The sequence below is a fragment of the Bacillus sp. FJAT-50079 genome, from assembly GCF_018343515.1.
Taxonomy (GTDB): Bacteria; Bacillota; Bacilli; order Bacillales; family Bacillaceae_C; genus Lederbergia.
Map to the genome: position 1 here is coordinate 1 of NZ_JAGYPD010000012.1, position 10,000 is coordinate 10,000.

General features: G+C 38.7%; 9 protein-coding genes and 10 tRNA genes (1 of these 19 cut by a window edge). 3 read left to right on the plus strand and 16 right to left on the minus strand.

Going from position 1 to position 10,000, the window contains the following annotated elements; genetic code table 11:
• Positions 1 to 256, plus strand: a 256-nt coding sequence (locus KHA95_RS22515) for a transposase (RefSeq protein ID WP_213138062.1), incomplete at its 5' end; no start/stop codon positions are given.
• A 325-nt stretch (positions 257 to 581) separates the two neighbouring features.
• On the opposite strand, the gene KHA95_RS22520 is transcribed toward KHA95_RS22515, so the two are convergent.
• Positions 582 to 2,114 (minus strand): DHA2 family efflux MFS transporter permease subunit, encoded by a 1,533-nt coding sequence (locus tag KHA95_RS22520; RefSeq protein ID WP_213139822.1) that lies wholly within the window; start codon positions 2,112 to 2,114, stop codon positions 582 to 584.
• Positions 2,115 to 2,274: 160 nt separating this feature from the next.
• On the opposite strand from KHA95_RS22520, the gene KHA95_RS22525 reads away from it, so the two are divergent.
• Entirely contained in the window at positions 2,275 to 3,168 is an 894-nt protein-coding gene (locus KHA95_RS22525; RefSeq protein ID WP_213139823.1) for a TetR/AcrR family transcriptional regulator, read from the plus strand.
• A gap of 203 nt (positions 3,169 to 3,371) precedes the next feature.
• On the opposite strand, the gene trmL is transcribed toward KHA95_RS22525, so the two are convergent.
• From trmL to queG, 3 genes are all read right to left on the minus strand, one after another.
• Complete coding sequence (gene trmL, locus KHA95_RS22530) at positions 3,372 to 3,845, minus strand: tRNA (uridine(34)/cytosine(34)/5-carboxymethylaminomethyluridine(34)-2'-O)-methyltransferase TrmL (RefSeq protein WP_213139824.1); 474 nt, start codon at positions 3,843 to 3,845, stop codon at positions 3,372 to 3,374.
• 48 nt (positions 3,846 to 3,893) lie between these two features.
• The gene (locus KHA95_RS22535) at positions 3,894 to 4,769 is read right to left on the minus strand and encodes an amidase domain-containing protein (RefSeq protein ID WP_213139825.1); all 876 of its coding nucleotides are present in this window, start codon (positions 4,767 to 4,769) and stop codon (positions 3,894 to 3,896) included.
• A gap of 103 nt (positions 4,770 to 4,872) precedes the next feature.
• A complete protein-coding gene (gene queG, locus KHA95_RS22540) occupies positions 4,873 to 6,018 on the minus strand; it encodes a tRNA epoxyqueuosine(34) reductase QueG (protein WP_213139826.1) in 1,146 nt (381 codons plus the stop codon).
• A 113-nt stretch (positions 6,019 to 6,131) separates the two neighbouring features.
• Between queG and KHA95_RS22545 the strand changes: the two genes are divergently transcribed.
• The gene (locus KHA95_RS22545; RefSeq protein ID WP_213139827.1) at positions 6,132 to 6,803 is read left to right on the plus strand and encodes a B3/B4 domain-containing protein; all 672 of its coding nucleotides are present in this window, start codon (positions 6,132 to 6,134) and stop codon (positions 6,801 to 6,803) included.
• Between the two features lie 67 nt (positions 6,804 to 6,870).
• On the opposite strand, the gene KHA95_RS22550 is transcribed toward KHA95_RS22545, so the two are convergent.
• From KHA95_RS22550 to KHA95_RS22605, 12 genes are all read right to left on the minus strand, one after another.
• Positions 6,871 to 6,944, minus strand: a tRNA-Gly gene (locus KHA95_RS22550).
• 190 nt (positions 6,945 to 7,134) lie between these two features.
• The gene (locus KHA95_RS22555; protein ID WP_213139828.1) at positions 7,135 to 8,280 is read right to left on the minus strand and encodes a YyaL domain-containing protein; all 1,146 of its coding nucleotides are present in this window, start codon (positions 8,278 to 8,280) and stop codon (positions 7,135 to 7,137) included.
• 368 nt (positions 8,281 to 8,648) lie between these two features.
• Positions 8,649 to 9,137, minus strand: coding sequence for a hypothetical protein (locus KHA95_RS22560; RefSeq protein WP_213139829.1), 489 nt, complete (start codon positions 9,135 to 9,137; stop codon positions 8,649 to 8,651).
• A 122-nt stretch (positions 9,138 to 9,259) separates the two neighbouring features.
• Positions 9,260 to 9,343: transfer RNA gene (locus KHA95_RS22565), tRNA-Leu, on the minus strand.
• Positions 9,344 to 9,351: 8 nt separating this feature from the next.
• Positions 9,352 to 9,425 (minus strand) — tRNA-Cys (locus KHA95_RS22570).
• 8 nt (positions 9,426 to 9,433) lie between these two features.
• A tRNA-Gly gene (locus KHA95_RS22575) sits at positions 9,434 to 9,508 on the minus strand.
• Between the two features lie 5 nt (positions 9,509 to 9,513).
• A tRNA-Gln gene (locus KHA95_RS22580) sits at positions 9,514 to 9,585 on the minus strand.
• Positions 9,586 to 9,598: 13 nt separating this feature from the next.
• Positions 9,599 to 9,674: transfer RNA gene (locus tag KHA95_RS22585), tRNA-His, on the minus strand.
• 17 nt (positions 9,675 to 9,691) lie between these two features.
• Positions 9,692 to 9,762, minus strand: a tRNA-Trp gene (locus KHA95_RS22590).
• Positions 9,763 to 9,768: 6 nt separating this feature from the next.
• Positions 9,769 to 9,853 (minus strand) — tRNA-Tyr (locus KHA95_RS22595).
• Between the two features lie 18 nt (positions 9,854 to 9,871).
• Positions 9,872 to 9,947 (minus strand) — tRNA-Phe (locus KHA95_RS22600).
• Positions 9,948 to 9,975: 28 nt separating this feature from the next.
• Positions 9,976 to 10,000, minus strand: a tRNA-Asp gene (locus KHA95_RS22605); it runs 51 nt beyond the window's last position.

Consider the following 10,000-nt stretch of genomic DNA (forward strand, 5'->3'; position numbering starts at 1 on the left):
GATCCAACGTCATATCTGGCAAGATTACTTGGATGTAGCTGAGGACTTACGACACAATCATGAAATTAAAGAAATATACGGAAAGCGTAAAGAGACGATTGAACGTGTCTTTGCCGATGCCAAAGAAAAGCATGGCATGCGCTGGACAACCTTAAAAGGTATTAAAAAATTGTCCATGCAGGCGATGCTGACTTTTGCTGCCTTAAATCTTAAGAAGTTGGCCAGTTGGACATGGAAAACGCCAACCATCGCTTAATAAGAACCAAAATGGAAAGCTGAAATGAACTTTTTCACAGATTTAACCTGAATTAATAGGAAAAGGGTTGGAAATCAAAATGATTTCCAACCCTTTTGTTATTTCTAACTATAATGTGAGCAGTAAACACCGTTGATTTACGTTCTGATCGGGCGGTGAACAGGAGTTGGTAACGAAGCCGTTGCCACACAATATAGCAATTTTAGGCTCCGTTCCTTACATACGTCCCACCTATGCCGCTTTTCACTTCAATCAACTAAACATATTTCTGTTCAAATATCACTTACTTAACTAAATGGAAAATCTTAATTCAACCTATCTATTATTAAGTAGCTACCCTTTTTGCATTTACTTTTTCACTTTCTTTCTCCGTTTGTACTGGAGATTTCACCCTTTTAATGAACAGTGCAAGAACAAGAGCAATCGCAGCTATTAAAGTTGAAATGAAGAAAGCATGTGTGATCCCGGCTAACATCGCCTCATTTAAAATTTGGTTCTGTATTTCTGCAGCTGCCTCAGCAGATGGTTGCGCTCCGCCCTCAGCAAGCTTAGCCATCGCATTTGCGGCTAATTCCTCTGCACGGCTCTCAGTACGCGTATTCATCACAGTTACTAATAAAGCTGTACCAATCGCCCCAGAAACTTGCTGAAGTGTATTGTTCATCGCTGTTCCATGTGGATTCATCTTCATAGGAAGTTGGTTCATCCCATTCGTCATTACTGGCATCATAACCATGGAAAATCCAAACATCCGAAACGTATATAAAAACATGAGATAAGAATAACTTGTTTCCGCTGTGACAGTACTAAATAAATATGTCGTAATGATCGTTATCGAAAGTCCAGTGATGGCGAGTGCTTTTGCACCATATTTATCAAATAAACGTCCTGTAATTGGAGACATAATTCCCATTACCAATGCCCCCGGAAGCATTAATAATCCCGCGTCCATTGGCGAAATGCCTCGGATCGTTTGCACATAAATCGGAGTAAGGATCATTCCCGAAAACATTGAGATCGATATAACGATGGAAATGGCTGATGATAAGGCAAACATCGGATGTTTATAAATTCGAAACTCAAGCATTGGATCGTCTAATCGTAATTGGCGCCATATAAATGTAATGAGTGCAATCGTTCCAATTGAGAGGGTAGCTATGACAATTGGTGCACTCCAACCTACTTCCGGATCTCCTGCCGAGCTAAAACCGTATAATAAACTTCCAAAAGCGATACTTGATAAAACAAGTGAACTAAAATCGAGCTTCATATCACGTTGCGGTGTTATATTTTTCAGCTTTATTATCGCCAAAAGCAATGTAATAACTGCAAATGGCAATACAACATAAAACAAAGTTCTCCATTCATAATGCTCGATCAAATAACCAGATAAAGTCGGACCAATTGCTGGTGCGGCGATCATTACCAGACCGAATAACCCCATTGCCGCTCCTCTTTTTTCTATCGGAAAGGCTGTTAACATCACGTTCATTAATAATGGCATCATGATGGCAGATCCCGATGCTTGAATCATCCGTCCCGCGAGCAACACTGCAAACGATGGAGAAAAGCATGCTAATAATGTCCCCAGCGTAAATAATGTCATCGCTGTAATAAAAATTCTTCGATTAGAAAAGCGCTGAATAAAAAAAGCACTTGCTGGAATCAATATACCGTTTACGAGCATATATCCAGTGGCTAACCATTGAACTGTCGTACTCTTCACGTCAAACTCAGTCATAATTGACGGAAGTGCAATATTTATCAGTGTATTATTTAAAAAAGAAACGAAAGCTCCAATAAATAAAATAGCAATCATTCCATAAGGTGGTTTCTTATGCATTGCTTGAATGTCCATATAATTCCTCCAAAAGATGAATTCAAATTAATTACTTACCTATTCTATACCCGAGGTATAAAAAAATCAACACATATTCTAATGTTTTTTACAAACATTGTATTTACAGGCGTTTAACGTTATAATAATAAATATACTGATGGTATAAAAGGAGATTTTTATGAACCCTCGTAAAAAACAAATTGTAGATGCAGCCCATCGTTTATTTATTGAAAAAGGATTTGCATCAACGTCAATTCAAGATATTTTAAAAGAAGCAAAAATTTCCAAGGGAACTTTTTATAATCATTTCACTTCTAAAAACGAGTGTTTAATCGCCATTTTAGAACACGTGCAAGAAATTTCCGATCAAAAGCGATGTGAACTATTGATCGGGAAATCAAAAGACGATCAAGACGTATTTGCTAAGCAATTAGCCGTTCGGATGAAAATGCATCACGAACATAATCTCTTTTCTATTTTGTCCACTGTTTTTCATTCCAACGATGAAGATTTAAAATTATTTATAAAAAAGCAGCATATGCAAGAGATGCAATGGACAGCGGAAAGAATTATTGATTTATTTGGTGTTAATTCAAGAAAATATGCGGTCGATAATGCGGTGATTTTATTAGGCATGATTCAAAACCTGTTTTTTGTCTGGAGATTGCGAGCAAAAACAGGTCGAACACCTGAAGAAGTCATTCAATTTGCCTTAAGAAGAATCAAAGTAATCATCGAAGATCAGATGAAGCTAGACGATGCTTTTTATCCAGAAAATTGGCTTGAGCATTACCATCATTCGATATTGGCCGAACCGGAGAAATTAAAACAACATGTCATTACACAGTTTCAAGGATTTTTAACTAAAATCGAAGAAGATAATGCGATCCCTGCTAAAAGCAAAGATTGTATCCATTTTTTATTAACCGAAATGCAAATGGAGGAACCACGAATTTTCTTATTGGAAAGCATTGGACAAACATTGCCGCTTGCGTTCGAACATACGGAATACGAGCATGAATTACTTGGAGTAACTCAGGAACTATGGAGATTTATTGAGCGGATTGGGTAATGTGAAGCAAAGAAAATATGAATCATAATCTACTATGTCGTCATAAATTATGCCCACAGTTTTCGAGTTCGCTCGAAAAACTCCCTCTAATGTAAATAACAATAAGTGGCGGACTTCTGCTGTTTCAAGTTAAATCAAAGCAGGTGAAGAAAATCTATTCTTCACCTGCTTTTTTACTTTTATATATTCTAGTTTCTCAACCATTAGTGTAAGTCTGGAAACCCTTGCTGTCTCAATGCTTCATATGCAAGAATGGCTGCAGTGTTGGACAGATTAAGCGAGCGTACATGATCATTCATTGGAATTCTTAAGCATCTTTCCTTATATCGCTCTATTATTTCTTTCGGAAGCCCCTTTGTTTCACGCCCAAAAATAAAGTAATACTCTCTCGTAGGATCATCATATTGAAAACTCGTATATGGCTTCGTACCAAATTTGGATAAAAAGAAATATTCTCCATTGGCTGTTGCTGCGAAAAAGTCATCGAGCGAGTCATAGTAGGTAATTTTTACATATTCCCAATAATCAAGTCCCGCACGTTTTAACATTTTATCATCTGTCGAAAAACCCAATGGACGAATTAAATGTAAATGGATTCCCGTTGCCGCACAGGTCCTTGCAATATTTCCTGTGTTTGCTGGAATTTCTGGTTGATATAACACGATATGAATCGGCATTTGTTTTCACCTCTTTTTTTCTCATACCGTGTCATTATACAATAAACACTATGCATCATCTATAATAGTAAACATTTTATATTTAATATTCGGTGTATAGGCGGTTGAATCTTCATATGCCCAATACCGCATCCGACTGTTATACGTATGAGCATTGACGAGCGGCATTCCTTCTGGATCTTTCCCCGTTACGATTGTATTATGGTCAAATCTTCCATCACCTTGGAAGTCATAGCAAATAACATCTCCAAGCCTTAATGCACGTGGATCATTTACCTCCTTTGCCCTTAGTCCTGTATTCGAATTTTGCAAATAAAGTCTTAAGGAATTGGCAACGGCCCAACTATAACTCCAGTTTTTATATTGGTGCCACCAACCTGCTGATCGATTAGGATGCCCACGCATTGGCGCTCCACCAACATGAAGGCATTGCGAAATAAAATTGGTACAATCTACGTCGAATTTTTTATATGCTGGATTATAGTCATTCCACCAACGCTCAGCATAGCGAACGGCATTCAATCGATCATACGTATAATGAATTCTACTTTGCTCTAACAAATCCTCGCTTTCCTTTGTTACTTCCTCATTAATTTTGACATCCTGAAAATCAATCAACATCTCTACATCATCGATCTGTTCTCCTTTATAGAAGCAAGCTTTCCTGCGCTCCACCTCTTCTTCCATATAAAAGGAATCAGATTGCTTAATCAAATACTTTAGATGGACGCGATACTTTAAATGATCTTGATCCTTAACTGTTTCCCTTGAATCAACCTTCCCTTCTGCTAAAACTTTTACAATCTCTGCCTTTCTATTTTCCAAAGCATGTAATTTTTTTATTATTTTCTTATCTTCCGCCGCTCGCTTCCCAACAATTTCATCGAGGCGTTTTTGTAAATGATTCGCTAATTGTTTTTTCACATCATCCCTCCTCGTATGAGATATATGCACATTTTCCGCAAATCAGTAAAAATTGCTTTAAGCTTAGGTAAAAGTTGAAATAAAAAAACAGACGAAGCTCCAATCACACCTCGTCTGTTACTACATAAAAAGCTAACCCTTTATCAATTTCGCGCAACGCAGTTTCATCTTGTTCTATTTCCCTAGCTTCCAACAAAGCTGCTTTCGCTTCCTCACCGCCAATTTTTCCAAGTGCCCATGCAGCAATTCCTCTTATATCCGGACGGACGTCTTTACGAAGTACTTTGATTAATTCATCAACAGCGGATTCTTCCTTGAAATGGGCAAGAGCAATGATTGCATTTCGCTGTATTGGTTTTTTTCCACGCCAAGACCCCGCTATCTCACCAAACTTCTCCCTAAATTCACGATTGGAAATTTGCAAAAGCGGTAGCAACAAAGGCTTAACCACTTCAGGGTCAGGCTTCATTTTCGGATGGCCTTCAAAATTCATCCCTTTGTTTTTTGGGCAAACGGTTTGGCATGTATCACAGCCATATAACCGATTTCCAAGCTTCCCTCTAAACTCATCGGGAAGTATTCCTTTCGTTTGGGTTAAAAATGCGATGCATCTTTGCGCGTTTAACTGACCTGGCTGAACTAGTGCTCCTGTCGGACATATGTCAATACATTTTCTACACTCGCCACACTGATCATAAATTGGCTCGTCCGGCTCAAACGGAAGATTCGTAATCATTTCACCTAAATAAACATAGGAGCCAAATTCCGGCGTAATAATTGAACAGTTTTTCCCGCTCCAACCAATGCCCGCTCTTTCAGCAACGGCACGATCAACAAGTTCACCTGTATCGACCATAAACTTAAAACGTGCCTCTGGCACACGACTATCAATATACTTCCCAAGTTGCTCAAGCTTTTCTCTTACAAGCACATGATAATCCGTCCCCCATGAGGCACGGCAAAAAATGCCTCTCCGTTCCCCTCGCACACTGCGGGGTGCATCTTTTAATCTTGAAGGATAGGCAAGTGCAATCGCAATAATCGATCGAGGTTCTTCGAAGATAAGCGATGGATCCGTGCGCTTATCAATATCTTTTTCTTCGAAACCCGATTGATATCCAAGTGCTTGTTGACGGAGCAATAAATTTTTCATTTCACTAAATGGATGCGCACCGGCAAAGCCGATCTTATTAATTCCAATCGATTTGCTATATGCGATAATATCCTCTTTTAATTGTTTATAATCCACCGGCCTTCCTCCTTTCATTATTATTGGTTATATAAACGGCAATAGGCCGATATCAAAGCATTTCCTCCTCTTATATGGTAAACTATTTTCATTCTATTTTGGAGGTGGAATGGTTGGAAATCACGATTAACCCACAATTACGCGCAGAAATTCCCAAGCTGCAATTCGGGATCATCCAATATGACAATATAACAATTGGTGATTCACCGCAAATGTTAAAAGGACGATTGCGGCTATTTCAAGAATCGATTTATTTTGAACTTGAAAATAAAAATGTAAATGAATATAAAGAAATCAATGAATGGCGGACGATTTTTAAACAGCTTGGCAAAGATCCAAATCGTTACCGCCACTCAGCCGAAGCCCTTTATCGTCGCATAAAAAAACAAAACTATATTGAAACGTTGAATTCCGGTGCAGATATTAATAATTTTTTCTCTATGCAATACCGGATACCAATCGGGCTTTATGACAGAGATTGTATTTACGGACCTGTTACGCTTCGCAAAGGAAGCGCGAACGAAACATATACAGGGCTAAATGGCAGAGTTAATCAACTGGAACATTTACTCCTTTCAGCAGATGACCAAGGAGCTTTCGGAAGCCCTTTTGTCGATTCAACTCGAACCGTAGTTACAGACAAAACAAAAAACGGCTTACAAATCGTCTATTTACCTACTGATTTAGAGAAAGATCGCGCAAAACAGCTGCTTGAATCTTTAATGACAATGTTTACCCAAGTCAACGGCGGCGAAGCTACATATTCAATCATTAACTGTTTTTAAACAAATTAAAACGCAGCACCCCGTTCATCAAAGGAACGAAACACTGCGTTGGGAAAAATATTATGTATGGAGCGGGTGATGAGAATCGAACTCACATCATCAGCTTGGAAGGCTGAGGTTTTACCACTAAACTACACCCGCGTTGCTCCATAGCAAAAGTGATTAACGTCAGTATATTAAATCGCGCGAAAAATAGCAACCTTTGTCACAAACTGTCCATTAAAAAGCGCTTCCAATTGTTTTGTTTTAAAATCATCCGAAATCCTCTTGACATTTCCATATACAAAATAAAAGTGGTGATGAAACATCCGCCGTTTCATCACCCACCTTTTTACCATACCATTAATTTACTTCCTTTAAGCTTTGCGATTCCTTCTACAAAAAAATAGTCTCCATAAATTAATGGACGATTGACATGTGTATCATCGTTAACATTAGATGTCCCTTTTTTAATTAATCCCTCTTCGTTAGGGTCGTTCCATGCACCGTAGTTTTTATCAAGGGATTGTAATATCCTTACTGCTGCATCAAAATAAACTTTCCTATCTATATCTGGTAAAACTTTGGCAAGTTCAATTAATCCGCAAGCTGCTATTGCTCCAGCTGAGCTGTCCCGTGGTGTCTCTCCATTTTTTTCTACAAAAAAATCCCAATGCGGAACAGAATCTTCCGGTAAGTTTTCTAAGAAGAAATTAGCCGCCTTCTTTGCTCCTTCTAGATATCTGGCTTCTTTTGAATGTAAATAACAATTTGTTAACCCGTAAATCGTCCATGCCGATCCCCTTGTCCATGCAGATTCGGTCGAATAGCCTTGACCAGGACGTTCACCTACGCGTCGCCCCGTCTCGGCATCGAAACAAACGATATGATAGCTTGAACCATCTTCTCTGACAAACTCCTTTAAAACGGTATCTGCGTGTGCCATAGCCATATGTTTAAAACGAGGATCATTCGTAATATCAGAAGCCCAATATAAAAGTGAAATATTCATCATCGTATCAATAATTGACCAGCCTGAACGATTGAACCCTAATCCATCATGCCATGCCCGAATATAGTTTCCTTTTATATTGAATCGACTCGCTAGCTGGCTGGCAGCCATTAATCCGCGATGTTTAGATTGTTCGTTCCCCGTCAACTTATAATGAGCTACTGCCGTTAATAACCATATAAAACCTGCATCATGATGAACCGATAAATTATATAATGACTCATCCAAGCCTTCTTCACATTTTATAGCCAAATCTTTTAATTCATTCGCATCCTCTTCCGCTACAATTTGCCAAAGAATCCCTGGCCAAAAACCCGCTGTCCACCATGAAGGCCGCATTTGATCATACACGCCATCAACTGAAGCATGCGGTGTACTTATACCGATTCTTTTGCTCGTTCTTTCTATTTTAGTAACAATTCGTCTCCACACATCATCAACCCATAAATCGTGCTCGATCGTATTATCTACTAGAGATTGCTTCATTTTTCTTTCCCCTTTCATCATGTCAATCCGCTTTACATCTACTCTACTCTAAAAGTCTTACAATTCAGTTGTAAGCGCTTTATATTGAGTTGTGTTTTTTTTATGAATCTTATTTATAAGAATTCGAATATTTCTAAGCAAAGTGAAAGAAGGTATGAAAAAAGTTCCATAATGTGTGCGTTGAACCATAAGCAGGCACAGTAATTATTTTCCTGTCTATATTTCTATCTAATTTATAAGAAATGTGAAGTAGATCCTGAATAAAATATGTATTTTATAATCCTATTATTCTAAAGATAGCTTTATTTGGCCATAAGACAATGTTTTTCCATCATCACTTATTTTATATCTTCCTTCATCGAAGGAACTTAAAATTTCTTTTCCCTCTTCTTTTGAACCCCCTCATTTACTGTATCTGTCAACTTATAAACTAATGGGAATACTTCTTTATAAACTTTTGCCATAAAAAAGTATTCATCTCCCCTGAAGCTGTTGAGGCTTTGATAAACAGCATAGTTTTCTTTTAATATTGGATCTTCGATAGAAGTAATCTGTTCTGTAAATGATATTGCAAATATAAAAACTACTAGGGAAAATGATGTTGTTAACATTAAAACAAATGAAAGAATTCTATTTTTCAAATATAAAATTGAAGAGAATAACGCCACAAAACCTATTACTACATCTGATATCCATGCTACTGCCCACAAGTTCAAATCTGGATTTCTAAAAAAAAGAGAGAAGTCGAATCCAAAAGTAAGGACAATCATTGCTATTCTTAATACTAAATATATTGCTGATATCATAAGAAAAAATTGACATATTCTATCTATTATAATAGATGCTCTTATTTTCAACGGTTTCACCTCCCATTGATTCTAGCATATTCAGGAAATTTACCAGCTTCAATTTTAGCTCAAGAAGGAAATAACAAAAAAAGACCTCCAACATAAAAGTTGAAAGTCTTTTTGTAAAAGTATACCTGAGGTGGGATTCGAACCCACAAGCCCGTGAAGGCATTGGATTTTGAGTCCAACGTGTATGCCAGTTCCACCACTCAGGCAAATTATTTGGAGGCGGCAACCGGATTTGAACCGGTGATAAAGGTGTTGCAGACCTGTGCCTTACCACTTGGCTATGCCGCCGAATTCACTGGAGCGGAAGACGGGGTTCGAACCCGCGACCCCCACCTTGGCAAGGTGGTGTTCTACCACTGAACTACTTCCGCATATACTGGGCTAGCTGGATTCGAACCAACGAATGACGGAGTCAAAGTCCGTTGCCTTACCGCTTGGCTATAGCCCATCGATTATAATAATGGGGCGACTGATGGGAATCGAACCCACGAGTGTCGGAGCCACAATCCGATGCGTTAACCACTTCGCCACAATCGCCATAAAAAGAAAATAAACAGGGGTAGTAGGAATCGAACCCACACCAAAGGTTTTGGAGACCTCTATTCTACCGTTAAACTATACCCCTATGAAATGGTGGTGGGGGACGGATTCGAACCGCCGAACCCGGAGGGAGCGGATTTACAGTCCGCCGCGTTTAGCCACTTCGCTACCCCACCACATAAGCTAATTTTAAATGGTGGCTCAGGACGGAATCGAACCGCCGACACAAGGATTTTCAGTCCTTTGCTCTACCGACTGAGCTACTGAGCCATATGGATAAAATTATGATTCATTTGAATGGCGGTCCCGACGGGAATCGAACC

Excerpts from the sequence above, each read along its gene's own strand:
- trmL (WP_213139824.1), bottom strand. The coding sequence starts at position 3,845 with ATGCCGATTCATATCGTGTTATATCAACCAGAAATTCCAGCAAACACA.
- KHA95_RS22525 (WP_213139823.1), top strand. The coding sequence starts at position 2,275 with ATGAACCCTCGTAAAAAACAAATTGTAGATGCAGCCCATCGTTTATTT.
- KHA95_RS22520 (WP_213139822.1), bottom strand. The coding sequence starts at position 2,114 with ATGGACATTCAAGCAATGCATAAGAAACCACCTTATGGAATGATTGCT.
- KHA95_RS22555 (WP_213139828.1), bottom strand. The coding sequence starts at position 8,280 with ATGAAGCAATCTCTAGTAGATAATACGATCGAGCACGATTTATGGGTT.